The 22937-nt window shown below is 56.0% G+C and carries 25 protein-coding genes; 18 read left to right on the top strand and 7 right to left on the bottom strand.

Translation table 11 applies throughout. The features are described 5' to 3' along the window. The 9 genes from phnH to phnP all read left to right on the top strand — a co-directional run bounded on the left by phnH (position 1) and on the right by phnP (position 7190). Entirely contained in the window at positions 1-582 is a 582-nt protein-coding gene (phnH, locus tag ACI2J2_RS14405; protein ID WP_209634408.1) for a phosphonate C-P lyase system protein PhnH, read from the top strand. Continuing rightward, positions 582-1667: a carbon-phosphorus lyase complex subunit PhnI gene (locus ACI2J2_RS14400; protein WP_209634406.1), complete on the top strand. Its 1086-nt coding sequence runs from the start codon at positions 582-584 to the stop codon at positions 1665-1667. The genes phnH and ACI2J2_RS14400 overlap by 1 nt, the downstream gene beginning before the upstream one ends. Further along, on the top strand, positions 1660-2520 hold the full coding sequence (locus ACI2J2_RS14395) for an alpha-D-ribose 1-methylphosphonate 5-phosphate C-P-lyase PhnJ (protein ID WP_037426030.1): 861 nt from the start codon (positions 1660-1662) through the stop codon (positions 2518-2520). Before ACI2J2_RS14400 ends, ACI2J2_RS14395 begins: the two co-directional genes overlap by 8 nt. Continuing rightward, entirely contained in the window at positions 2520-3308 is a 789-nt protein-coding gene (gene phnK / locus ACI2J2_RS14390) for a phosphonate C-P lyase system protein PhnK (protein WP_209634404.1), read from the top strand. The genes ACI2J2_RS14395 and phnK overlap by 1 nt, the downstream gene beginning before the upstream one ends. 16 nt (positions 3309-3324) lie before the next feature. Then, positions 3325-4029 (top strand): phosphonate C-P lyase system protein PhnL, encoded by a 705-nt coding sequence (gene phnL / locus ACI2J2_RS14385; protein WP_404760316.1) that lies wholly within the window; start codon positions 3325-3327, stop codon positions 4027-4029. Beyond that, on the top strand, positions 4029-5165 hold the full coding sequence (gene phnM / locus ACI2J2_RS14380; protein WP_404760315.1) for an alpha-D-ribose 1-methylphosphonate 5-triphosphate diphosphatase: 1137 nt from the start codon (positions 4029-4031) through the stop codon (positions 5163-5165). Before phnL ends, phnM begins: the two co-directional genes overlap by 1 nt. Next, positions 5165-5734: a ribose 1,5-bisphosphokinase gene (gene phnN, locus ACI2J2_RS14375; RefSeq protein WP_265556228.1), complete on the top strand. Its 570-nt coding sequence runs from the start codon at positions 5165-5167 to the stop codon at positions 5732-5734. The genes phnM and phnN overlap by 1 nt, the downstream gene beginning before the upstream one ends. Next, positions 5731-6333 (top strand): DapH/DapD/GlmU-related protein, encoded by a 603-nt coding sequence (locus ACI2J2_RS14370; RefSeq protein ID WP_209634397.1) that lies wholly within the window; start codon positions 5731-5733, stop codon positions 6331-6333. Before phnN ends, ACI2J2_RS14370 begins: the two co-directional genes overlap by 4 nt. A gap of 74 nt (positions 6334-6407) precedes the next feature. After that, complete coding sequence (gene phnP / locus ACI2J2_RS14365) at positions 6408-7190, top strand: phosphonate metabolism protein PhnP (protein ID WP_209634395.1); 783 nt, start codon at positions 6408-6410, stop codon at positions 7188-7190. Here phnP and ACI2J2_RS14360 read toward each other — a convergent pair. Then, a complete protein-coding gene (locus ACI2J2_RS14360) occupies positions 7141-7779 on the bottom strand; it encodes an NAD(P)H-binding protein (RefSeq protein WP_404760314.1) in 639 nt (212 codons plus the stop codon). The two genes, phnP and ACI2J2_RS14360, sit on opposite strands and share 50 nt — an antisense overlap. A gap of 172 nt (positions 7780-7951) precedes the next feature. Further along, positions 7952-8386, bottom strand: coding sequence for a YhbP family protein (locus tag ACI2J2_RS14355; protein ID WP_404760313.1), 435 nt, complete (start codon positions 8384-8386; stop codon positions 7952-7954). Between the two features lie 431 nt (positions 8387-8817). Between ACI2J2_RS14355 and speFL the strand changes: the two genes are divergently transcribed. The 4 genes from speFL (at position 8818) to ACI2J2_RS14335 (ending at position 13141) form a co-directional block, all read left to right on the top strand. After that, positions 8818-8922 (top strand): leader peptide SpeFL, encoded by a 105-nt coding sequence (gene speFL, locus ACI2J2_RS14350; RefSeq protein WP_112363015.1) that lies wholly within the window; start codon positions 8818-8820, stop codon positions 8920-8922. A 276-nt stretch (positions 8923-9198) separates the two neighbouring features. Then, a complete protein-coding gene (gene speF / locus ACI2J2_RS14345) occupies positions 9199-11361 on the top strand; it encodes an ornithine decarboxylase SpeF (RefSeq protein ID WP_265556230.1) in 2163 nt (720 codons plus the stop codon). Positions 11362-11424: 63 nt separating this feature from the next. Next, positions 11425-12741, top strand: coding sequence for a putrescine-ornithine antiporter (potE, locus tag ACI2J2_RS14340; RefSeq protein WP_209634385.1), 1317 nt, complete (start codon positions 11425-11427; stop codon positions 12739-12741). Positions 12742-12832: 91 nt separating this feature from the next. Beyond that, positions 12833-13141, top strand: coding sequence for a GIY-YIG nuclease family protein (locus tag ACI2J2_RS14335; RefSeq protein ID WP_404760429.1), 309 nt, complete (start codon positions 12833-12835; stop codon positions 13139-13141). On the opposite strand, the gene ACI2J2_RS14330 is transcribed toward ACI2J2_RS14335, so the two are convergent. Both ACI2J2_RS14330 and ACI2J2_RS14325 read right to left on the bottom strand, forming a co-directional pair. Further along, the gene (locus ACI2J2_RS14330; RefSeq protein WP_209634383.1) at positions 13128-13631 is read right to left on the bottom strand and encodes a GNAT family N-acetyltransferase; all 504 of its coding nucleotides are present in this window, start codon (positions 13629-13631) and stop codon (positions 13128-13130) included. The genes ACI2J2_RS14335 and ACI2J2_RS14330 overlap by 14 nt on opposite strands. Next, positions 13625-14146, bottom strand: a complete 522-nt coding sequence (locus tag ACI2J2_RS14325; protein WP_209634381.1) for an SCP2 domain-containing protein — start codon at positions 14144-14146, stop codon at positions 13625-13627. The genes ACI2J2_RS14330 and ACI2J2_RS14325 overlap by 7 nt, the downstream gene beginning before the upstream one ends. A 257-nt stretch (positions 14147-14403) precedes the next feature. Between ACI2J2_RS14325 and ACI2J2_RS14320 the strand changes: the two genes are divergently transcribed. From ACI2J2_RS14320 to ACI2J2_RS14305, 4 genes are all read left to right on the top strand, one after another. Continuing rightward, complete coding sequence (locus tag ACI2J2_RS14320; protein WP_209634379.1) at positions 14404-15399, top strand: peptidase U32 family protein; 996 nt, start codon at positions 14404-14406, stop codon at positions 15397-15399. An 11-nt stretch (positions 15400-15410) separates the two neighbouring features. After that, positions 15411-16289: a U32 family peptidase gene (locus ACI2J2_RS14315; protein ID WP_404760312.1), complete on the top strand. Its 879-nt coding sequence runs from the start codon at positions 15411-15413 to the stop codon at positions 16287-16289. Between the two features lie 208 nt (positions 16290-16497). Beyond that, positions 16498-17754, top strand: a complete 1257-nt coding sequence (locus ACI2J2_RS14310) for a M24 family metallopeptidase (protein ID WP_404760311.1) — start codon at positions 16498-16500, stop codon at positions 17752-17754. 27 nt (positions 17755-17781) lie between these two features. After that, a complete protein-coding gene (locus ACI2J2_RS14305) occupies positions 17782-18417 on the top strand; it encodes a CerR family C-terminal domain-containing protein (protein WP_404760310.1) in 636 nt (211 codons plus the stop codon). A 15-nt stretch (positions 18418-18432) separates the two neighbouring features. Here the strand turns inward: ACI2J2_RS14305 and ACI2J2_RS14300 are convergent, their stop codons facing one another. Genes ACI2J2_RS14300 through ACI2J2_RS14290 form a run of 3 tightly spaced genes read right to left on the bottom strand, consistent with a single transcriptional unit; the run spans position 18433 to position 21676 of the window. Then, on the bottom strand, positions 18433-19572 hold the full coding sequence (locus ACI2J2_RS14300) for an ABC transporter permease (RefSeq protein WP_209634371.1): 1140 nt from the start codon (positions 19570-19572) through the stop codon (positions 18433-18435). Further along, positions 19569-20723 carry an ABC transporter permease gene (locus ACI2J2_RS14295; protein WP_209634369.1) on the bottom strand — a complete coding sequence of 385 codons (1155 nt, stop codon included), beginning with the start codon at positions 20721-20723 and terminating at the stop codon, positions 19569-19571. Before ACI2J2_RS14295 ends, ACI2J2_RS14300 begins: the two co-directional genes overlap by 4 nt. Continuing rightward, positions 20705-21676 (bottom strand): HlyD family secretion protein, encoded by a 972-nt coding sequence (locus ACI2J2_RS14290; RefSeq protein ID WP_209634367.1) that lies wholly within the window; start codon positions 21674-21676, stop codon positions 20705-20707. Before ACI2J2_RS14290 ends, ACI2J2_RS14295 begins: the two co-directional genes overlap by 19 nt. A gap of 225 nt (positions 21677-21901) precedes the next feature. Between ACI2J2_RS14290 and ACI2J2_RS14285 the strand changes: the two genes are divergently transcribed. Further along, positions 21902-22915 (top strand): luciferase-like monooxygenase, encoded by a 1014-nt coding sequence (locus ACI2J2_RS14285; RefSeq protein WP_209634364.1) that lies wholly within the window; start codon positions 21902-21904, stop codon positions 22913-22915. The last annotated feature ends 22 nt before the right edge of the window (positions 22916-22937 follow it).

Genomic DNA, 22937 nt, shown 5'->3' with positions numbered 1-22937 from the left:
ATGAGCCTACTGACAGGTTTTGCACAACCGATCGAACAATCACAGCACGCTTTTCGCTTGATTCTTAAAGCGTTAAGCGAGCCTGGGCATGTCGTTACGCTTCCGGGTAGCCCCGCCTGGGGCACCCTGAACGCCGCCAGTACCGCCGCGCTACTGACACTGGCAGATCAAGAGACACCACTGCAACTCTGCCCAGCGCTAGAAAGTGAGCAAGTACTAACAAACATTCGCTTCCACAGCGGTGCGCCATTGGCAACACAGGCCGATAACGTGAGTTTTGCCCTGTTTGATATGCAACTGCAAGCCACTGATTTACAAGCATTACCACACGGCAGTGAGATTTCCCCTGAATTCAGTACCACCGTGGTGGTGCAGATCGCGAGTTTAGAACAAGGCACCGCATTACGGCTGACCGGCCCCGGCATTGAACATCAACGGGTTATCTCACCGTCGTTACCCCCGGCACTGCTGGACTATCTCATCAACCGACCGCAACGCTTCCCGCTGGGGTTGGACTTTCTACTGACCTGCGGTGAACGTCTGCTGGCGTTACCGCGGACCACCCGCGTGGAGGTATGCTGATGTACGTTGCCGTTAAAGGGGGCGAAAAAGCCATTGAGGCCGCCCATCAGTTACAAGAGCAATTGCGGCGCGGTGACGACAGCGTGCCGGCGCTCGGCACTCAACAAATTGAACAACAGTTGGGATTGGCCGTGGATCGCGTGATGACCGAAGGCGGTATCTACGACCCGGAGCTGGCAGCGCTGGCGATCAAGCAGGCGAGCGGCGATCTGGTCGAGGCGATTTTCTTACTGCGCGCCTATCGCACCACCTTGCCACGGCTGGCGGTCAGCGAGCCTTTAGAGACCGTAAATATGCGGCTGGAACGCCGTATTTCTGCGGTTTACAAAGACTTGCCCGGTGGGCAGGTTCTCGGCCCCACCTACGACTACACGCACCGCCTGCTGGATTTTGCCCTGTTGGCGGAAGGCGAAACACCGCGTGCTCCCCATGCCGACGAACCCTTGCCAGAGAATTGCGCGCACGTGTTCAGTCTGCTTAGCCAGCAGCAATTAGCGCAGGCGGAACAGGATGACGGCAGCACGCCAGATGACATCACCCGCAATCCGCCGGTTTACCCTTGTTCACGCTCGGCACGCCTGCAACAACTGGTGCGCGGCGACGAAGGTTTCTTGCTGGCCCTGAGCTACTCCACCCAGCGTGGCTACGGTCGCACCCACCCGTTCGCCGGTGAGATCCGCACCGGCTATGTGTCGGCGGAGATCGTACCTGAAGAGCTGGGTTTCGCCGTAGATATTGGCGAGATCCTGTTAACCGAGTGCGAAATGGTCAACGGTTTCATTGACCCGGTCGATCAGCCACCGCATTTCACCCGCGGCTACGGCCTGGTGTTTGGCCGCGCTGAACGCAAAGCGATGGCGATGGCGCTGGTGGATCGTGCTCTGCAAAGCCCCGAATACGACGAAGGTATCGCCAGCCCGGCGCAGGACGAAGAGTTCGTACTGGCCCATGCCGATAACGTCGAAGCCGCCGGTTTTGTTTCCCATCTCAAATTGCCGCACTACGTCGACTTCCAGGCCGAGCTGGAATTGCTCAAGCGTCTGCGCCAGGAATTCAGCGAGCGTCAGGAGGCCCGCAATGAGTGAAGTATTAACCGGTTATAACCTTGGCTATCTGGACGAGCAGACCAAACGCATGATCCGCCGCGCGATTTTGAAGGCGGTGGCGATCCCCGGTTATCAGGTCCCGTTCGGCGGCCGTGAAATGCCGATGCCCTACGGCTGGGGGACTGGCGGCATTCAGTTGACCGCCAGCGTGATTGGCCGTGCCGACGTACTGAAAGTGATTGACCAAGGGGCCGACGACACCACGAACGCGGTTTCCATCCGCCGCTTCTTCCAACGCGTTGCCGGGGTTGCCACCACCGAACGCACGCCGGAAGCCACGCTGATCCAGACCCGGCACCGTATCCCGGAAACCGCCTTGCGCGAGGACCAGATCCTGATTTATCAGGTTCCGATCCCGGAACCTCTGCGCTTTATCGAACCGCGTGAAACCGAAACCCGCAAGATGCACGCACTGGAAGAGTATGGCGTGATGCAGGTGAAGTTATATGAGGACATCGCGCGCTACGGCCATATTGCGACCACCTACGCCTACCCGGTGAAGGTCAATGACCGCTACGTGATGGACCCGTCGCCGATCCCGAAATTCGATAATCCGAAGATGCACATGATGCCTGCACTACAGCTGTTTGGCGCTGGGCGTGAGAAACGTATCTACGCCCTACCGCCGTTTACCAAGGTAGAAAGCCTGGACTTCGACGATCACCCCTTCAGCGTGCAGCAGTGGGACGAACCTTGCGCGCTGTGCGGCTCACGCCACAGCTATCTGGATGAAGTGGTTCTCGACGACCAGGGCAACCGCATGTTCGTCTGCTCCGACACCGATTACTGCCAGCAGCAACTGGCGCAACCTTCGCAAAAGGTGCAGCACTGATGACTTCTACCCCGTTGAGCACCACGCCGCTGCTGTCAGTGGCTAACCTGACCCACCTGTACGCACCCGGCAAAGGTTTTAGCGATGTGTCTTTCGATATTTATCCCGGTGAAGTGCTGGGTATTGTCGGCGAATCCGGTTCTGGCAAAACCACCCTATTGAAATCCATCTCTGCACGGTTGGCACCGCAGAATGGGCAGATCCTCTATCGTCCTCAAGCCGGGCAACAGCATGATCTGTATGCGATGGCGGAAAGCGATCGCCGCCGCCTGCTGCGCACCGACTGGGGCGTGGTGCATCAGCACCCGCTTGACGGGTTACGGCCCAAGGTGTCTGCCGGCGGCAACATCGGTGAACGTCTGATGGCTATCGGCCAGCGCCACTACGGCGATATCCGCCGCCAGGCCAGCCAGTGGCTGGAGGATGTTGAGATCCCTGTGTCGCGCCTTGACGATCTGCCGACCACCTTCTCCGGCGGTATGCAGCAGCGGTTGCAAATCGCCCGCAATCTGGTGACCCACCCGAAACTGGTATTCATGGACGAACCGACCGGCGGGTTGGACGTGTCGGTACAGGCGCGGCTGCTCGATCTGCTGCGCACCCTGGTGGTGGAGATGCAGTTGGCGGCGGTGATCGTGACTCACGATCTTGGCGTAGCGCGCCTGCTGGCACACCGATTGTTGGTGATGAAACAAGGCGAGGTGGTGGAAAGCGGGCTGACCGACCGGGTGCTGGACGACCCGCACCATCCCTATACCCAACTGCTGGTTTCTTCGGTGCTGTCGTAACGTAAGGTGATAACAGATGACTATTCAGATCCGGGTTGAACACCTCAGTAAAACCTTTGTGCTCCACCAGCAACATGGCACACAACTGCCGGTGCTACAGGATGCCAATATGACCGTCAGCAGCGGCGAATGTGTCGTTCTACATGGCCATTCCGGCAGTGGAAAATCGACCCTGCTGCGTTCGCTGTACGCGAATTACCTGCCCGACAGCGGCCATATTTGGGTCAATCACCAGGGCGAATGGTTGGACATGGTGCAGGCCGAAGCACGCCAGATTCTGGCCGTACGCCGCCACACTCTGGGCTGGGTCAGCCAGTTTCTGCGGGTGATCCCGCGTATTAGCGCGCTGGACGTGGTAATGCAGCCGCTGTTGGAACAAGGCGTTAACCGCAACGAATGCCGCGAACGCGCCGAAACGCTGCTCAATCAACTCAACGTGCCGCAACGTCTGTGGCAGTTGGCGCCATCCACTTTCTCTGGCGGTGAACAACAGCGGGTCAACATCGCGCGCGGCTTTATCGTCGACTACCCGATCCTGCTACTGGATGAGCCGACGGCCTCACTCGACAGCCGCAACAGCGCGGCGGTCGTCGGCCTCATCGAACAGGCAAAACAGCGCGGTGCCGCAATCGTCGGCATTTTCCATGATGAAGGCGTCCGTCAGCAGGTCGCCGACCGGTTATATGACATGCAGGCGCCACAGGCGCTGGAGATCCCCTGATGATCATCAATAACGTTAAGCTGGTGCTGGAAGATCAGATCGTCGAAGGATCGCTGGAGATCAGCGACGGCATTATTCGCAGCTTTACCGATACGCCCAGCCAGTTGCCGCAAGCACTGAACGGTGAAGGTGGCTGGTTACTGCCAGGGCTGATTGAGCTGCACACCGACAATTTGGACAAGTTTTTCACCCCGCGCCCGAATGTCGACTGGCCGGCACATTCGGCGATGAGCAGCCACGATGCGCTGATGGTTGCCAACGGCATCACCACGGTGCTGGACGCGGTGGCAATCGGCGACGTGCGTGACGGCGGGCACCGTCTGGAAAACCTGCAAAAAATGATCGATGCCGTGATCCACAGCCAGCGTGCGGGGGTCAACCGCGCCGAACACCGGCTACACCTGCGCTGTGAACTGCCGAACGAAAGCACCCTGCCGCTGTTCGAGCAGCTGATGGACAAGCCTGGCGTGTCGCTGGTGTCGTTGATGGACCATTCGCCGGGCCAGCGTCAGTTCGCCTCGCGTGAAAAGTACCGCGAGTATTACCAAGGTAAGTATCACCTCAATGACCAGCAAATGAGCGAGTATGAAGAACAGCAGGTAAGCCTTTCCGCCCGCTGGGCTACGCCTAACCGCGAGGCGATCGCTGCCCATTGCCGAGCGCGCAAAATTTCACTCGCCAGCCATGATGACGCCACCGCGGCACACGTCAGCGAGTCCTGCGGGCTGGGTAGCGTAATCGCTGAATTCCCGACCACCGAGGATGCCGCTCTCGCTTCGCATCAGCAAGGGCTGCAGGTGCTGATGGGCGCCCCCAACATCGTGCGTGGCGGTTCGCATTCCGGCAATGTCGCAGCACACCATCTGGCGGCGCTGGGGGTGCTGGATATCCTGTCCTCCGATTATTACCCGGCCAGTCTGCTGGATGCTGCATTCCGCATCGCCGCCGATGAACGCAACGGCTACAACTTGCCGCAGGCGGTGCAAATGATCACCCGCAACCCTGCCAGAGCATTGGATTTACACGATCGCGGGACGATCGCCGAAGGCTTACGCGCGGACCTGGTATTGGCGCGATCACACGGTGAGCACATCTACGTGCAAAACGTGTGGCGCCAGGGCAAGCAGGTGTTCTGATGGCGTACCTTATCTATTTGATGGGGCCTTCCGGCTCAGGTAAAGACAGCCTGCTGGCTGCACTGCGTGCCGATGCTGACAGCGCGCCGCTGGTTGCACACCGCTATATCACAAGGCCGGCAGACGCTGGCTGCGAAAACCATATTGCGCTCAGCGAACGCGAATTTCTGCGCCGCCGAGCCAAGGGGCTTTTTGCCCTCGACTGGCAAGCGCACCAACACCATTACGCCTTTGGGATCGAGGTCGATCTCTGGTTGCTTCAGGGGATCGATGTCGTGGTCAACGGTTCGCGCGCCCACCTGCCGCAAGCGCAGCAGCGCTATGGTGCACAACTGCTGCCGGTCTGCCTGCAGGTCAGCACCGACATTCTGCGCCAGCGTCTACACAACCGCGGGCGCGAAAGTGCCGACCAGATCGAGCAGCGGCTGGTTCGGGCGGCGGAGTATCAACAGCATCTGCCCCCCCATTGCCGTTTGTTGGATAACGACGGCAACCTCGATGCCACTCTGGCGGCACTGTTCGCGCTGCTGCCTTCATCCACAAAATACCCTCAGGACGCCATACCATGAGCGACTTTGCACAACCGAGAATCGGCGACAACGTGACCCTTACCCGCAGTCGGCTCGGTCTGTATGTCCATCTGGCTGACGACGCCATTCTGGAGGAAGTAGAAATGGGCGACTATTCCTACACTGCCGGACATAACCAGATTTTTTACGCCACCATCGGCAAATTTGTGTCCATCGCCTCTTACGCACGCATCAATCCTGGCAACCACCCTACCTACCAGCGCATTGCCCAACATCATTTCACCTACCGCGCTTCAGAGTACGATCTGGGTGAGGATGACGAGGCATTCTTCGATTGGCGGCGTGAGCACCACGTGACCATAGGCCACGACGTGTGGATCGGCCATAACGCCATCGTGATGCCCGGCGTCAGCATCGGTAACGGTGCGGTCATCGGCAGCGCAGCGGTCGTCACCAAAGATGTCGGGCCTTATGAGATTGTCGCTGGCGTGGCAGCCAAAAAGATTGGCATGCGTTTCGACGATGCCTTGATAGAGCGAATTGAACGCAGCCAGTGGTGGCATTGGGATCATCAGACGCTGCAACAGCGGCTGGCGGATTTCCGTGATATCCATGCCTTTGCGGAGAAATATCTCTAAGGCCTTATCAATATTACCCAATGAATTTCGCGTTGCGGCCAGGCGGCAAAGGCGAAGGGAATAGGAGTGACGACATGCAACTGACGTTTCTCGGCACCGGCGGCGCGCAGCAGATCCCGGTGTTCGGCTGTGACTGTCTGGTGTGTCAGCGGGCGCGGCGTGAACCGGCTTTTCGGCGACGACCGTGCAGCGCGATGCTTAAATTTCAGGGAGAAACGACCTTGCTGGATGCGGGATTGCCGTCGCTAGAACGGCGCTTTTCGGCGGGGGAAATTCAACGTTTTTTACTGACACATTACCACATGGATCACGTTCAGGGGTTATTTCCTTTGCGCTGGGGGTGCGGAAATTTCATCCCCGTGTACGGTCCGGCGGATGAGCAGGGTTGCGATGACCTCTTTAAACACCCCGGTATACTGGCATTTCAGCCTCCGCTTACACCTTTCGAACCTATTGCGCTGGGGGGGCTGCACGTCACCCCACTGCCCCTACAGCATTCGAAACTCACGCTGGGTTATCTGATCCAGGCCGCAGGGAAATCACTGGCCTATCTGACCGATACCGTCGGTTTGCCGCCGGATAGCGAGGCTTTCCTGCGCCAAGTGCCGCTGGATTTGCTGGTACTCGACTGTAGCCTACCGCCCCAACCACAGGCGCCACGCAACCATAACGATTTAACCCGTGCGTTGGAGATCCAGCAGCGCCTGCAGCCGGGCCGCACGTTGCTCACGCATATCAGCCACCATCTCGATCTGTGGCTGATGGATAACGAATTACCGCTCGGCCTGGAATTGGCGTTCGATAATCTCAGCGTGTGCTGTGATAACAATGCAGCCGATCGGATTCCAATACCTTAACGCCGCTGCCGGGGCTGAACGTCTGATCCAGCAGCGTCTGCGCCACATCCTTCGCGGCAACGGCGCGCCATTTGCCGGGTAACAACGAGAACAATGGCGCGGTGATGCGTTCGAGCAAACGTGGCGACGAACGTTCGCCCAACAACATTGAGGGGCGTACCAACGTCAGGCGCGGCCAGTTTTGTTCACGCAATGCCTGCTCCATGTTCCCTTTAGTACGGTTATAAAGGAAGGTAGAGCGGGGATTTGCACCTAATGCGCTGACAACCAGACAGTGTTGGGCGCCTAACCGCCGGCCGGTCAACGCGCTTTCGATCACCAGCGTGTAGTCGACATAGTGGAAATTCGCATCGCTGCCCGCCTCACGTCGTGTGGTGCCTAAACAACAGAAAACAATATCGGCCGGTTGCTCCTGCTCTGTCAGCAACGCGAACAGATCATCACCCACAGGGTTGGCTAATTTTTCATGCGCCGGCAACGGCTTACGCGTCGGCGCTACGATCGCCGTGACCTGCGGATTGGCCTGCAACAAACGCAGCAATTCGCTGCCCACCAGCCCTGTGGCCCCTACAATGAACACCCGTGCCATAGATCCTCCCGCCAATTGATAAGTATGAGAAAGTATACACACTAGATCATTGGAGTTGCGTCGAGGCGGCAAGTCTGTAAATCCCCGGGAGCCTGGTCAACCAGGTGACCGGGGTGAGCAGGCGCAGCCAACAAAGAGGCAGCTTCAAGTATGACGGGTATAGTGTGTTGTGTCAGGCCCGCGCCCAATGCAGCTTTTTACCGAAGCCGAGCGTGTTGTCCGTCATTTTCACTTCTTGCAGTTCCAACCGCCAAATCGGTGCTTTCATCATCTTGGCTATTGGAAAACGCTTACAGTAACGCGCCCGGGCCAAGGCTTCTTCATCGCCGGTCAGTATCACCGCTTCGGCCCGATACTGTACGCCGCGGATCAGTGCGATAGTCTTCGGCTTTGGCGCGACTGTCCCCACCACCCCCGCGTTTTTCAGCATCAGTTCGCCGTGACGCGTGTGCGTTTCCGTCATCACCCACAGCGCCATATTCTCGGCATCAAGCACGTAAAAACAGTTGGCACACCACATGTCCTTACCATTGCCGGCGCACAGCGTTAGCACATGCTGCTTACTGAGGAAATGCACGATCTGTTGTTGCTCTTCAGTCGTTTTCAACGTCTGTTCTCCCTTTTACCTCTCCTCATCTTACCCTGCGTTGTTGAGGAGGGTCACAAATAACGATAATGCCTGCAAAAACGAAAATAGAATATAAAAACAATAAAACTGCATTAATATTCCAAACAACCGCAAGTGGGTTTATAACATAAAAAAAACAAAGCATCTTTATATGTGCATTATACAGCCGGTTTAAACGGGGTTCTTTTGCTTAGTCTCTATCTCGGGCAAAGCGTAATGCAAAAAACCCTTTTTCTTTTATCAATCTATTTACATGCAGAAAATCCCATAAATCACTTTTTATGCACACAACTGAATAATAAATGAATAATTATTTATCAATTGCCGCATTTACGTGACTAATGTCACATAATTTAGCTTGAAGGGCGTTAAAATAGCGCCATCTTTTCACTCAGCAAGGTGGATTAGAAATGGAAAACAACAACCGCAAAATGGCGCATATTAGGCGCACAACACATATTATGATGATGGCTCATCGCAGCTGCTTTAGCTTTGCCTTCTTTAACTTCAGATAACGCCCCCTCTCGCTTTACCCAAAGCAGCTTGTCACTATTACACCCACATTATTTATCCTGAGAAATCGGGACGGATATGCACTTCAATTTTTCAATAAATCGTGCAAGTGAATAGCTGCATGGCGTAAGCGCCGCATCAGAAAATACAAAAGAGCGAACTCAGGCTGTGCTATTAAGCACTGCCGCGTTCTTCTCTCGCCTTTATTTTATATAAGGTACCCACGATAAGATCACGCATCTTGTCGGTGGAAGACCTTTGCCTGAAGAATGATGAAAATGAATAAATTAAAAATTGCCGCCAATACCAAAACCCTAGGCTGTTTTGAAACTTCTCGCGAAATTGTCGATGTCCATCAGAGCGACTTTAATGATATTGCTGCCATCGTATTGTCAGTAGAAGACGTCACGCAGGGTATGGTGGCGCATCTCGAAGAGATCGGCTTGAATATTCCTGTGTTCGTCGCAGTTTGCTGCGAAGAAGAGTTGGACAACGCCATACTGCCTGCCCTGCATGGCGTATTTGAACTCTGTGGAAAAAACACCCAGTTCTATGGCAAACAGCTGGAAGCCGCAGCGGTTAAATATGAGAGTGAACTGCTGCCTCCTTTCTTTAATACGCTCACGCAGTATGTCGAGATGGGTAATGCGACCTTTGCTTGCCCTGGGCATCAGGGGGGTGAATTTTTCCGTAAACATCCGGCAGGACGCCAGTTCTTTGACTTCTTCGGCGAGACCCTTTTCCGTTCTGATATGTGCAACGCAGACGTGAAGTTGGGGGATTTACTGATTCATGAAGGCGCCCCCTGCGCAGCACAACAGCATGCCGCTAAAGTGTTTAACGCAGATAAAACCTATTTCGTTCTCAACGGCACATCTGCCTCAAACAAGGTCGCGACCAACGCCCTGCTGACACGCGGTGATTTGGTGCTGTTTGACCGCAATAACCATAAATCGAACCACCATGGCGCGCTGATCCAGGCGGGGGCAACGCCGATCTATCTGGAAACTGCCCGTAATCCGTTTGGCTTTATCGGCGGAATCGATGCTCATTGCTTTGAAGAACGCTATTTACGTCAGCAGATCCGCGAAGTCGCCCCTGAACGCGCCAATGAAGCCAGGCCTTTCCGTTTGGCAATCATCCAGTTAGGCACCTACGACGGCACCATTTATAACGCCCGTCAGGTGGTCGATAAAATTGGTCATCTGTGCGATTACATTTTGTTCGACTCTGCCTGGGTTGGTTATGAGCAATTCATTCCAATGATGAAGGACTGCTCGCCGTTGCTGCTTGAGCTCAACGAAAACGATCCGGGGATCATTGTTACTCAGTCTGTCCATAAACAGCAGGCCGGGTTCTCACAAACCTCGCAAATTCACAAGAAAGACAAGCATATCAAGGGGCAAGATCGCTACTGCAACCACAAACGCTTTAACAATGCCTTTATGCTGCATGCGTCCACCAGCCCGTTCTACCCCCTGTTTGCCGCACTGGACGTCAATGCCAAAATGCATGAAGGCAAGAGTGGCCGGCGTCTGTGGAAAGAGTGCGTTCGCGTAGGCATTGAAGCACGCAAGATGCTGCTGGACACCTGCAGCCTAATCAAACCTTTTGTTCCAGACCAAATCGACGGCAAAGCCTGGCAGTCCTATGACACTGAAACAATGGCCAACGACTTGCGTTTCTTCAACTTTGTTCCCGGCGAGAAATGGCACGCCTTTGAAGGCTATGCGGAATCGCAGTATTTTGTCGATCCGTGCAAATTGCTGCTCACTACGCCGGGAATTGATACGGCAAGCGGTCATTATAGCGATTTCGGTATTCCGGCAACCATTTTGGCCAACTATCTGCGCGAAAACGGCATCGTACCGGAGAAATGCGACCTCAATTCTATTTTGTTCTTGCTTACACCGGCCGAAGACATCGCCAAAATGCAGCATTTGGTGGCGCTTATTGCCCGTTTCGAAAAGCATATCGAACAAGACTCTTTAATTAGCGACGTTTTGCCTGCGGTTTATAAAAATAACCAGCAGCGCTATGAAAACTATACCCTTCGCCAGCTCTGCCAAGAAATGCACGACCTCTATGTAAGCTACGACGTTAAGGAACTGCAAAAAGAAATGTTCAGGAAGAGCTATTTCCCTCGTGTAGCCATGAATCCACAGGATGCGAATACCGCATTTGTTCGCGGCAATGTGGAATTAGTCTCGCTGGCAAAAGCCGAAGGCAGAATTGCCGCCGAAGGTGCCTTGCCTTATCCCCCAGGTGTTTTGTGTGTTGTGCCTGGGGAAATTTGGGGTGGTGCTGCACAGCGTTATTTCCTGGCATTGGAAGAAGGCATCAATTTATTGCCTGGTTTCGCACCGGAATTACAAGGCGTGTATATCCAGAAAGATGAAGATGGCTGGAACCGTGCTTACGGTTACGTAATGAAAAATTAAACACCTTACAAGGCGGTGAATACCCTTCACCGCCCAGATCGCATTATAAAAGAGAGAATGATCATGAGTAAGTCTACTAATAAAATGGGGGTCGTGCAGCTAACGATCCTCACCGCAGTGAACATGATGGGTTCTGGCATAATTATGCTGCCGACTAAACTGGCCGAAGTGGGCACAATTTCCATCGTATCCTGGTTGGTCACTGCCATAGGTTCAATGGCGCTCGCTTATGCCTTCGCCAAATGCGGCATGTTCAGCCGAAAATCCGGCGGCATGGGCGGGTATGCCGAATACGCCTTCGGTAAATCGGGGAACTTCATGGCGAATTACACCTACGGTGTATCGCTGTTGATTGCCAATATCGCCATCGCTATTTCCGCCGTCGGCTACGGCACTGAATTGTTTGGCGCCAATCTAAGCCCACTGGGGATCTGTATCGCCACCATTGGCGTGCTGTGGTTAGCGACGGTTGCTAACTTCGGTGGCGCGCGCATTACCGGCAGGATCAGCGGTATCACGGTCTGGGGCGTTATTATTCCGGTCGTGGGGATCTCTATCATCGGCTGGTATTGGTTCAGTGGCAGCGCCTATATCGCCGCATGGAACCCGCATTCGGTACCCACCTTTGAAGCCATTGGGGCTTCTATCTCCATGACCCTGTGGGCGTTCCTGGGCCTTGAATCCGCCTGTGCCAATACTGACGTAGTGGAAAACCCTGAACGGAATGTTCCGATCGCCGTACTCGGCGGCACCCTCAGTGCTGCGGTTATCTATATCGTTTCAACCAACGTCATCGCCGGCATCGTCCCCAACATGGATCTGGCGAATTCGACCGCGCCTTTCGGGTTGGCGTTTTCACACATGTTCAACCCGACGGTCGGTAAGATCATCATGGCGCTGATGATCATGTCCTGCGTCGGCTCGCTGCTGGGTTGGCAGTTCACCATTGCGCAGGTGTTCAAATCCTCTGCCGACAGTGGCTTCTTCCCGAAAATTTTCTCAAAACTCAGCAAGGCGGATGCACCGGTTAAAGGCATGCTGACCATTGTTGTCATCCAGAGCCTGTTGTCTCTGATGACCATCAGCCCGTCACTGAATAAACAGTTCAACGTGCTGGTGAATCTGGCGGTGGTGACCAATATCATCCCCTACATCTTGTCGATGGCAGCGCTGATCATTATTCAAAAGGTGGCGAAAGTGCCGGAGAACAAAGCGCGGATCGCCAATATTATCGCCGGTATTGGGGCACTCTACAGCTTCTATGCACTCTACAGTTCCGGCGAAGAAGCCATGATGTGGGGCGCAATTGCCACCTTCCTCGGCTGGACGTTATACGGCATGGTTTCACCGCGCTTTGAAATGGCGGGGAAAAAAGGCTAACGGGCGTCAACTCTGGGTGGCCGGGGATGGGATTACGGCAGGGAACATGCCATCATATTCCGACCTTGGCCACCAACGTTGCTGCTTATTCATGACGGACACACACTCAGCCTGGCATCTCTACATGCTGCGCATGCCCAGCGGTATGCTATATACCGGCATCACCACCGATGTGGCACGGCGGTTAACGCAACATCAAGCCGGTAAAGGTGCGAAGGCACTGCGAGGGAAAGGGGAACTGGTGCTGGCGTTTCACTGCCTGGTGGGGGATCGCTCGAAAGCATTGAGACTGGAATACCGGGTAAAACAACTGACTAAAATGCAAAAAGAGAGGCTGGTGAGTCACCCGCCTCTTTCATTGGATTATTTACTGCCGGACGTTAATGTTAAAGCCGGTTAAACGGCTCTGAGTACTCAACCAATCCGCTTACGTCGGTCAAGGCATCTTCCGCCAGTGGGTACACCTGGAACGCAGTTTCGGTTCCCGGCCAACGACATTGCAGGCCGTAGGCGGCGGCAGGCTTAAAGCCCAATCGCCCGTAGTAGGCCGGTTCGCCCAGTACGACTACCGCGGCATAGCTGAACTCGTTCAGTGCATCCAACCCCTCGTAAATCAGCTTTTCGCCCAACCCTTGCCGGCGCAGGCTTTCATCTACCGCCAGCGGAGCCAAACCGACCCATTGGCGATCAACGCCTGCGACATCTACCGGGCTGAACGCGGCATAACCCACCACGCCGCCTTCATCGTCGGTGGCGACAATGCCGAGCGTCAGCAGGCCATCTTCGCGCAGTTGTTGCACCAGGTCAGCCTCATCATCACGGCCGAAGGCGCGGCGCAGCAGCGCATCGATCCCCGCGGCATCTACCGGAATTTCTACGCGAATTAGCATGATACCGGCACACGGGAAGTGTGCACCGTGCCCTCCTGCAGCCCTGCTTCCACAAACTCAGCCAGTTGCAGCAGACCCACGCGCAATGGTGTAGGCATGGCTTCCAGCTCAATGGCGTCCATCAGATTTTTTACGTACAGGCCCAATTCGGTATCCCCTTCAATCTGCAGCCGACGCTGAAAGAACAGCGTATCCGGATCTTGCTTACGCGCCGCGATCAGAATCAGATCGTTGGCGTCCCCGCTGAAGCTCACATCAGCCTCGGCGTGTTGGCTGACAACCAGTTTGTCGTTTTCTACCGTCATAAACCAGTGTAGCGCCAGATCGCGAACTTCGATCTTTAACCAGCGCGACTCGAGAAATGCCAGATCGCCATCCGCCAACGCCTGACGGAACTGCCAGCCCAACACCTGTTCCAGAAGTTGACGCTGCAAAACAAACGGCGTGAATTTTAGCGGTACGCGCAGCAGCGACGGCCCCTGGCGCACAATGCGCGCTCGTAATTGTTCCAACACTGTCGTTCACTCCTTTCAATACAGACTCGCGCTATTTTGCCACAATGACGCGCGGCTGAAGCGCTCTATATCAACAAATAGTGCATTTCACCGCCAACGTTATCAATACGCCAGAAGCTGCCCCAAATCAAAGCCTGTTCATCGCGCTTTCACTAAAATTGCCTCCCGATTAGCGTTTGCCGGTTGGAAACGGTCACCGGCAACCATTGTGACAGCCTACGCCCGTCACGGGTGTGCGGCTGAGTCAGGATAAATCTATGGAGCTGCTTTGTCCCGCCGGTAATCTGCCGGCCCTGAAGGCTGCGGTGGATAACGGCGCAGATGCCGTGTACATCGGCCTGAAAGATGATACTAACGCGCGCCACTTTGCCGGCCTTAACTTCACCGAGAAAAAGCTGCAGGAAGCGGTCGACTACGTGCACCGCCACAACCGTAAACTGCACATTGCCATCAACACATTCGCCCACCCGGACGGTTATGCCCGCTGGCAGCGCGCAGTAGACATGGCGGCACAATTGGGTGCCGACGTGTTGATCCTGGCTGATTTGGCCATGCTGGAATACGCCGCCGAACGTTACCCGCAGCTTGAGCGTCATGTGTCAGTGCAAGCCTCCGCCACCAATGAAGAGGCAATCCGCTTTTACCAACGCCATTTTGATGTCGGCCGGGTCGTCCTGCCGCGCGTGTTGTCGATGCATCAGGTCAAGCAGTTGGCACGTACCAGCCCAGTACCGCTGGAAGTCTTCGCCTTCGGCAGCCTATGCATCATGGCCGAAGGACGCTGCTACCTCTCTTCTTATCTGACGGGGGAGTCGCCCAATACCGTCGGTGCCTGCTCGCCGGCACGCTACGTGCGCTGGCAACAAACGCCTCAAGGTATGGAGTCACGCCTGAACGGCGTGTTGATCGACCGTTACCGGGATGATGAGAATGCCGGCTACCCTACCCTGTGTAAGGGCCGCTATTTAGTCGACGACGTGCGTTATCACGCGCTGGAAGAACCCACCAGCCTCAATACGCTGGAGCTGCTGCCAGAGCTGCTGGCCGCCAATATTGCCTCTGTGAAGATCGAAGGTCGCCAGCGCAGCCCGGCCTATGTCAGCCAGGTTGCCCGCGTTTGGCGTCAGGCCATTGACCGCTGTCAGGCCGATCCGGCTGCCTATCATGCTGATGCCGGCTGGATGGAAGCCCTTGGGGCGATGTCTGAAGGTACGCAAACGACGCTCGGTGCCTATCACCGCAAATGGCAGTAGCAGGAGGAAACATGAAATACGCATTAGGCCCGGTGCTGTACTACTGGCCGAAAACCGAGGTCGAAGATTTTTACCGGCAAGCGGTGAGCAGCAGCGCAGAGATTATTTACCTCGGCGAAAGTGTCTGTACCAAACGGCGCGAGATGAAGGTAGGTGATTGGCTCGCGTTGGCACAAGAGATCGCCCGCCGCGGTAAACAGGTGGTGATCTCCACGCTGGCGCTGTTGCAGGCCCCCTCTGAGCTGAACGAGCTCAAACGCTATGTGGAAAACGGGGAATTCCTGATTGAGGCCAACGATTTAGGCAGTGTGAACATGGCGGCAGAACGTGGCCTGCCGTTCATCGCCGGTCATGCCCTAAACTGCTACAACGCCTATACCCTGCGCCTGCTGCACCGTCAGGGCATGATGCGCTGGTGTATGCCCGTTGAATTGTCACGTGACTGGCTGGCTAAACTGCTGGAACAGTGCGATGAACTGGGTTTCCGCCAGCAGTTTGAGGTTGAAGTGCTGAGTTATGGTCACCTGCCGCTGGCCTATTCTGCACGCTGCTTTACCGCACGCTCGGAAGATCGCGCCAAAGATGAATGCGAAACCTGTTGTATCAAATACCCGCAGGGGCGAATGATGCGCTCGCAGGAACAGCAGCAGGTGTTCGTGCTCAATGGCATTCAGACCATGAGTGGTTACTGCTACAACCTGGGTAACGAGTTGGCCAGTATGCAGGGATTAGTGGATATCGTACGCCTGTCTCCGCAGAGCACGGAGACGTTGGCACTGGTCGAGCGCTTCCGCGCCAACGAGCAAGGTGCGCAGCCGCTGGCTTTGACCAATCACACCGACTGCAACGGCTACTGGCGCCGGGTGGCGGGGCTGGAATTGGTGTCTTAGCGAGGTAAGCGCCGGCGGCACTCTGCCGCCGGTGTTGGTTTACGCCGTACGTTTCTCCTGTTTTCTCTGCAGCATTCCTCACTTTGCCACCTTCAATCACCCGCTTTACGCGCCATTATCTGTTTTGTTCACTGTGCTTCTTGATTAATTCATTTGAATGAATTAATTTTTTAGACGACATTCAATAAATGAGATGAGGAGTAACGACATGTTGACACGCCCTGAACCGTTATCTCTGGCCGAGCGCGACCGCCGCTGGCAGTTGGCGCGGGACATTATGCAGGCGGAAGATCTTGCGGCCCTGATCGTCTATGGCGACCGGGAAGCGGCCGCCCCTGCCGGTTTCGCACCGGATTGCTACTTCACCAACGATCGTCCCGGTTCGATCGTCGTTTTCGTCGGCGATGAATCACCACGCATTTACACCTTCGCTTCAATGATGGTGGCCGACCACCTGCAGGCCTCGTTGCGCGGCGATCTACAGTGGGTCGGTGCGGAACAGCTGTTCGTCGGTAAAACCGGCCGCGATGTCGGTGCCTGGCTGGCCGAGCGCCGTTTAGCAGGAACCCGCATCGGCATCATCGGGCTGGAACCATACCCCCCCTTCTACTTCGACGGCGCCATGCCGGCCCGCACGCTGCAGGGGTTGACGGAGGCGCTCCCAACGGCCAATTGGATACCGGTCTACCGCGAATTCTTCCGGCGCGCCTCGGTAAAAAGCGAGGAGGAATTGCTGCTGGTACGCTATGCCGCACACATCGGCGAAGCCATGAGCGAAACATTGCGAGCCACTGCCAGCCCCGGCGTTTCCGAAGCCGATCTGGTGGCGGCGGTGACGGCGACCTGCTTCTCGATGGGCGGTTATACTGCAGAGCTGCTGTTGGGATCCGGCCCCGAATACGTCGGTTGGGGGCCACCGGCCTGGCAATATCGCGCTCAGGCGCCACGGATTCTGCAAGAAGGCGATTTGGTATTGTCGGAGATCTTCGCTCTGTACGGTATGATGGAAACCCAGCATCAGGCCGCCGTCGCCATCGGCGAGGTACACCCCGATATTCTGAGCGCTGCGGCGATCGCCAGAGCGAGTTATGAGGCGGGATTAGGCGCGCTACGAACGGGTAACACTTTCGGCGATGTGGTCGACGCCATGGAACAACCGCTGCTGGCCGCCGGTGGCTGGCACGTGCATCCGCTGATCCATAGCCTTAATCCCTATGGTCCGGTCGGTTTCGGCACCGCGCCCGGCATAGAGTCTCTCCCCGAAGCCGCCCGTTATGCGCAGCTCAGGCGTTTGCCTACCGTGGGGCGTGAACTGCCGCTGCAAGCGGGCATGTGCTTCGCTTTTGAACCCAACTGTGCTTTCGGCAGGCATATGGCCAACATCGGTGGTACGGTATTGGTGGGTGAAACAGGCGGCGTGGCACTGAATGAGAACTCAACCCGGCTGATGTTCGCAGGCGGCTAACATCGATAATCAGGAGACAATGTTTCAATGCAGAATCAGGACAGGCTCAATGAGCGTACCCGCGAAACCCAGGAACGTCTTATCCGGGCAGGCTTGAGCCTGTTCAGCAAACATGGGCTCGAAGGCGTGCGCACCCGCCAACTTGCCGAAGCGGCAGGGGTGAATCAGTCCGCCATTCCCTACCATTTTGGCGGCAAGGAGGGCGTCTATCTGGCGGTGCTGGAACATGTAGCCGGTAGCATTGTCGCTCATTTGGCCTTCCCGCGCCGCCTACTCGCCGGGCAAACCCCGGCGGAAGGGTTACGGACATTGATGCAAGATTTCGTCACCGCCTTGCTGGGGTCGGAAACATCTGCGGCAAGCAGCCTTTTGTTGGCACGTGAACAGCTCCAGCCCAGTACGGATTTCGATGCTCTGCATACCCGTTTATTCTCACCGCTACATCATGCCGTGAGCGAGCTGGTCACGGCGATCCGCTCCGACCGACCTGACCTGAAAGAGAATATCCTGCGCGCGCACGCGATACTCGGCCAGGCGTTGTCCTTCGCCGTCGCGCGCGAGGCGCTGTTGCGAAGGCTGGGAGAAAACGCGCTGTCGCCACAGGATATCGCGCAGATCGCCGCTCTGGTTGGCACGATGTCAGTCGCCGCCGCGCAAGGCTGAACGCGGCGGCATTGGTTACGCCCGCCGTTTCCTGAACATCCCGCGCAACGCCACGCTGTTGCGAATAAAGCCCACACCGAAGCCCAACAGGGTGTAAATGATCCCCAGCACCAGCAGCATCACTACGTCACCCCCGACTTCGTTCAACGAAAGCCCCATCTGGTTAACCCCCGCAACGGCTTTGGTCGCCCAAGTGGAGGGAATACAATAGGAAATCGCCCGCACCCAGCCCGGCATCGCCTGCAGCGGCCAGATGGTACCGGAGAGGTAGAATATTGGCGTGGTAATAAAGGCCAGCGTCAGGTAGATCATCTCTACGCTGCGCAGACACTCGGTCACCAGCTTGCCCAGCCCCAATACCGCCAGCAAAAACGGGAACGTCAGCAGCAGAATTTCCGCAATGCCCGCGGTTTGCCGGTAGCCAAGCACCCATGGCCACAGCACAAACAGCACGATAGACAAAAATAACCAGATAGGCAGCAACGCCGTCAGCCCCCCCAGATGTGCTGCCAGCGGTGCTTTCCCACCAGGCATGCTCTTCATGGCAATACTGACTCGCACACAGGCAATCAACAGTGAGTGCTGTAGAAGCATCACCAACAGGCCGGGGAAGATAATTGCCGCAAAGCTGATACCCGGGTTGAACACATCTAACGTCTGCCCCACTATCGGCGTCAGGATCACCTGCGCCTGGCGCTCACTGAAGCCGCTGCGCAGCAGCAGCCCGTTGTTGTACTGGGTCAGCAGTTGCTGATAAGCCGCCACGACGTCCTGCTGGATCTGGCCATTCGCCAGGCGGTTGGTCGCATCGCCGTAAACCGGCACCACGATATTTTGGCCGCTCAGGATCTTCTTCTCCAGATCCACCGGCATGATGATCACCGCGAACAGCTTGCGCCAACCGAGATCGCGCTGTGCCTGTTCCAGGCTGTCGTAGGTCACGATGGCGATTTTCGATGTGGCGTCCAGTTGACGGATAAGTTGACGGCTGGCAGTGCTGTGATCCTGATCGATAACACCCACCGGCAAATCCCATACCGTGCGGTTGGCATAGACCATACTCATCACGCACAGCGACAGGATCAACATCAGCCACATCGGCCGCTCAAGCATCCCGAGCAGCACCCGGACGAAAGTTTGCCAATAGAGCTTCATCCTGCGCTCCCTTCTTTTTGCAGCCGCACCAAGAGCCGGTTGCGCACCAACAGCCCAGCCACCAGCGGATAAATCGACAGCAACGCACAAACGCTGAAAATGGCACTGGCCGGCACCTGCCGCAGGAACACGTCAAACATCGCGTACAGTGCGTGGGTTAGCGGCTCGATATTGGAGATAATACGCGCAGGCAGCGGCATCGACAGTTCCGGCACCGCCATGCCCGAGAAGGTCAAAGCAATACTCACCAAAATGGCGATCAGGCTGTAAGCGGTGATGGTCGTGCTGGTGAAGGTAAATAACAGCAGGCCAATGCTTTGCGCCGCCATGACATAGAAAAAAGCGATCATCAGCATGAACAGCGGATTGCCGCTGACGCGAGCATCAAAAATACCGACCAGCGCGGCAATCTCCACCATCAGCAAACTGGTGAAACAAAGGGTATAGGGCGCCAGTTTACCGAGCAGTGCCAAGCTGAACGGGCGGGCTTTCAATAGCGATTTACTGCGCGCCAAAACGTAGATCGTGCAGGTCACCACAAACAGCTGCAGTAAATGGATGGTGGCGGCAAACTGCTGGTAATAGATGTAACTGCCGCTGGCGTTAAACAAGCTGCCATACGATAACGTCACGTCCGCCAAAGGCGGCAGCGTCTTACCCATCTCACCTGCGATAATACTGCGGTAGCTGGCGTTAATCTCAGCCATCAACCCGCTGAAATCCTGGGTGGAATACAAACCGGCACCGTAAAACAACGCGTTGTAGTACATCACCACGCTGGGCTGCTTGCCTGCCAGCGCGTTGGCTTCAAAATCCGGCGGCACATACAGTAGCGCGTAATCTTGCGCACTGCGCAGACGATGCAGCGACTCAGCCAACCCACCGTTATAAGCTTCAACATGGGCATGTGAGCCGGCATCCAACCTGCGGGTCAACGACTTGGACAATGAGCTGTGATCGTTATCCACCACCGACACGGGCAGATCCAGCAAGGTCCCTTCCGAAAAGTTACTGCTGATCAGCCCAAACAGGATCAACGGAAAGATCCAGCTTAGCCAGTGTACAACCGGGCTGCGGAAGGCCATGCGACATTCGTTATCGAATGCGTGGCTAAAACAGCGCCAACCGGCCCTTACTCTTTCCATAGCCATAAGCTGCTCATCCCTGGACGCAAGCCTTCCACCGGTTGTGACGGATACAGACGCACTTCAAACGTTTTCAGATCGAAGTCACCGGTAGCGCGCGTGGCGCGTTTGGTGGCGTAATCACCCAGTGGGGCGATATAGCGTACTTCGGCTTCAATCATTTTGTCCTTCAGCGCCGGTACACGCATTTTGATCTTATCGCCCTTGCGCACATGGGCCAAAATGTCTTCGCGCAGGTTGAACACGAAATAGGCGTCAGGAATGCGGATCAACGTCAACAGCGGGCTACCGGCGTTCAACAGTTCCCCGACCTCTGCCGGAATAGGCCCCACTTCACCATCGACCGGCGCTAACACCTGCAAATCGTCCGTCTGTGCTTTGACTTGCAGCAGATTTTCTTCCGCCGCCCGCAACGCCGCCGCGTATTGTTGCCGCAGTTCGATACGGTCACCGTTGGTGCCTTCATCCAGATTGGCTTTGGCCGCTTGCACCTGCTGGAAGGCGGTATCACGCGCACGGCGTGAGCTGTCCAGCTCAGACTTTGAAATATAGCCTTTGCCGGATACGCTCAAGTTACGGTTGTAATCGTTCTGTGCATTACGGTATTGCGCTTCGGCCTGCGCCAGATTGGCACGCAAGTTACGGATGCTTTCTTCACGCGTCCCGTGCAACGACTGATCGAGCTGCGCCTTGGCTTCGTCCCGCGTCGCCTGTGCGGAGCGCAGTTGGGCCATCAGCTCTGGGCTGTCGAGCTGAATCATCACCTGCCCGACCTTCACGTCGTCACCGCGTTCCACTAAACGTTCTACGACCCGCCCCTTGGCCTTAGACGCCACAATCACCTCGGGTGCGTCCACTTCCCCTTGCAGCAGCAGGTCTTGGTTATGGGCACGGAACAAAATCGCCATGGCGATCGCTACCACCATCAATAGCAGGGTAAACAATGTCTTTTTTTTCATTATCTCAGCTCCCTGAGCGGTAAGCGGCAGGCGGAAATCAACACGTCCATATTTCAATAAGCTCCCAAAAAACCATTTTTATCATAAGGATATTACAAGCACATATATCCTCTTTTATAACCATAAATTGGATTATGCTTTTAACACTAAAAGCACATTCTGCTTTGTAGTTTGCAGATCCCTGCAATCGCCCTTTAAGCGATCAACTCTTTGATGGACGATGACATGACTGAAAAAACTGCGGTACCGGTTTCGGTACTGGATTTATCCCCCATCCCGCAAGGGGCCAAACCGCGTGATGCGTTTCATGCCTCTTTAGATTTAGCACAACACGCCGAGAAATGGGATTACCAACGCTATTGGCTGGCTGAACACCACAATATGACCGGCATCGGCAGCGCGGCAACGTCGGTGCTGCTGGGTTATCTTGCGGCCGGCACCCAAAGCATTCGTCTTGGTTCCGGCGGCGTAATGCTGCCTAACCATTCGCCGTTGGTGATCGCCGAACAATTCGGTACGCTGGAATCGCTGTACCCTGGGCGTATCGATTTGGGCCTTGGTCGCGCACCCGGCACCGATCAGCGCACGATGATGGCACTCCGGCGCCATCTGTCCGGCGAAGTGGATAACTTCCCTCGCGACGTACAAGAACTGCAACATTACTTCTGCGATGCGCAGCCAGGACAGCCGGTGCAGGCCGTCCCCGGGCAAGGATTACATGTACCGCTCTGGCTATTGGGCTCCAGCCTGTATAGCGCCCAACTGGCAGCCAAGCTCGGCCTGCCATTTGCTTTCGCGTCCCACTTTGCGCCGGAGATGCTGTTCCAGGCACTGAACCTGTACCGCGATAATTTCAAGGCCTCCGAACAATGCCAACACCCGCACGCCATGGTATGCGTCAACGTGGTGGCTGCCGACAGCGATGCCGATGCGCGCTTCCTGTTTACCTCGATGCAGCAGCAATTTATTAATCTGCGCCGCGGCTCGCCGGGCCCGCTGCCAGCGCCAGTGGACAATATCCACGCGCTGTGGACAGCCGGGGAGCAATACGGGGTCGATCAGGCGTTGCGCATGTCGATTGTCGGGAATGAAAGCACGGTTCGTAACGGATTGCAGACATTACTGCGCGAAACCGGCGCGGATGAAATCATGGTCAACGGCCAGATTTTTGATCATCAGGCACGGCTACATTCGTTTGAGATTGTTGCCGCAGTCAAAGGCGATCTGGTGAAAGGCTAAACGACTCGGGCGCCTGCACGGC

The sequence above is a fragment of the Serratia sp. NPDC087055 genome, from assembly GCF_044900985.1.
In the GTDB taxonomy this organism is placed as follows: domain Bacteria; phylum Pseudomonadota; class Gammaproteobacteria; order Enterobacterales; family Enterobacteriaceae; genus Serratia.
Note: the sequence above shows the minus strand (reverse complement) of the source record. Positions and strands in the feature narration are given on the sequence as shown.

Bases quoted from the DNA above. Each gene is read 5' to 3' on its own strand.
- phnH (WP_209634408.1), top strand. From the start codon at position 1: ATGAGCCTACTGACAGGTTTTGCACAACCGATCGAACAATCACAGCAC.
- phnP (WP_209634395.1), top strand. From the start codon at position 6,408: ATGCAACTGACGTTTCTCGGCACCGGCGGCGCGCAGCAGATCCCGGTG.
- ACI2J2_RS14395 (WP_037426030.1), top strand. From the start codon at position 1,660: ATGAGTGAAGTATTAACCGGTTATAACCTTGGCTATCTGGACGAGCAG.
- ACI2J2_RS14370 (WP_209634397.1), top strand. From the start codon at position 5,731: ATGAGCGACTTTGCACAACCGAGAATCGGCGACAACGTGACCCTTACC.
- ACI2J2_RS14360 (WP_404760314.1), bottom strand. From the start codon at position 7,779: ATGGCACGGGTGTTCATTGTAGGGGCCACAGGGCTGGTGGGCAGCGAA.
- ACI2J2_RS14310 (WP_404760311.1), top strand. From the start codon at position 16,498: ATGTTGACACGCCCTGAACCGTTATCTCTGGCCGAGCGCGACCGCCGC.
- phnN (WP_265556228.1), top strand. From the start codon at position 5,165: ATGGCGTACCTTATCTATTTGATGGGGCCTTCCGGCTCAGGTAAAGAC.
- phnL (WP_404760316.1), top strand. From the start codon at position 3,325: ATGACTATTCAGATCCGGGTTGAACACCTCAGTAAAACCTTTGTGCTC.
- ACI2J2_RS14320 (WP_209634379.1), top strand. From the start codon at position 14,404: ATGGAGCTGCTTTGTCCCGCCGGTAATCTGCCGGCCCTGAAGGCTGCG.
- ACI2J2_RS14315 (WP_404760312.1), top strand. From the start codon at position 15,411: ATGAAATACGCATTAGGCCCGGTGCTGTACTACTGGCCGAAAACCGAG.
- potE (WP_209634385.1), top strand. From the start codon at position 11,425: ATGAGTAAGTCTACTAATAAAATGGGGGTCGTGCAGCTAACGATCCTC.
- ACI2J2_RS14335 (WP_404760429.1), top strand. From the start codon at position 12,833: ATGACGGACACACACTCAGCCTGGCATCTCTACATGCTGCGCATGCCC.
- ACI2J2_RS14400 (WP_209634406.1), top strand. From the start codon at position 582: ATGTACGTTGCCGTTAAAGGGGGCGAAAAAGCCATTGAGGCCGCCCAT.
- phnM (WP_404760315.1), top strand. From the start codon at position 4,029: ATGATCATCAATAACGTTAAGCTGGTGCTGGAAGATCAGATCGTCGAA.
- ACI2J2_RS14330 (WP_209634383.1), bottom strand. From the start codon at position 13,631: ATGCTAATTCGCGTAGAAATTCCGGTAGATGCCGCGGGGATCGATGCG.
- ACI2J2_RS14290 (WP_209634367.1), bottom strand. From the start codon at position 21,676: ATGAAAAAAAAGACATTGTTTACCCTGCTATTGATGGTGGTAGCGATC.
- speF (WP_265556230.1), top strand. From the start codon at position 9,199: ATGAATAAATTAAAAATTGCCGCCAATACCAAAACCCTAGGCTGTTTT.
- ACI2J2_RS14285 (WP_209634364.1), top strand. From the start codon at position 21,902: ATGACTGAAAAAACTGCGGTACCGGTTTCGGTACTGGATTTATCCCCC.
- ACI2J2_RS14295 (WP_209634369.1), bottom strand. From the start codon at position 20,723: ATGGCTATGGAAAGAGTAAGGGCCGGTTGGCGCTGTTTTAGCCACGCA.
- speFL (WP_112363015.1), top strand. From the start codon at position 8,818: ATGGAAAACAACAACCGCAAAATGGCGCATATTAGGCGCACAACACAT.
- ACI2J2_RS14305 (WP_404760310.1), top strand. From the start codon at position 17,782: ATGCAGAATCAGGACAGGCTCAATGAGCGTACCCGCGAAACCCAGGAA.
- ACI2J2_RS14300 (WP_209634371.1), bottom strand. From the start codon at position 19,572: ATGAAGCTCTATTGGCAAACTTTCGTCCGGGTGCTGCTCGGGATGCTT.
- phnK (WP_209634404.1), top strand. From the start codon at position 2,520: ATGACTTCTACCCCGTTGAGCACCACGCCGCTGCTGTCAGTGGCTAAC.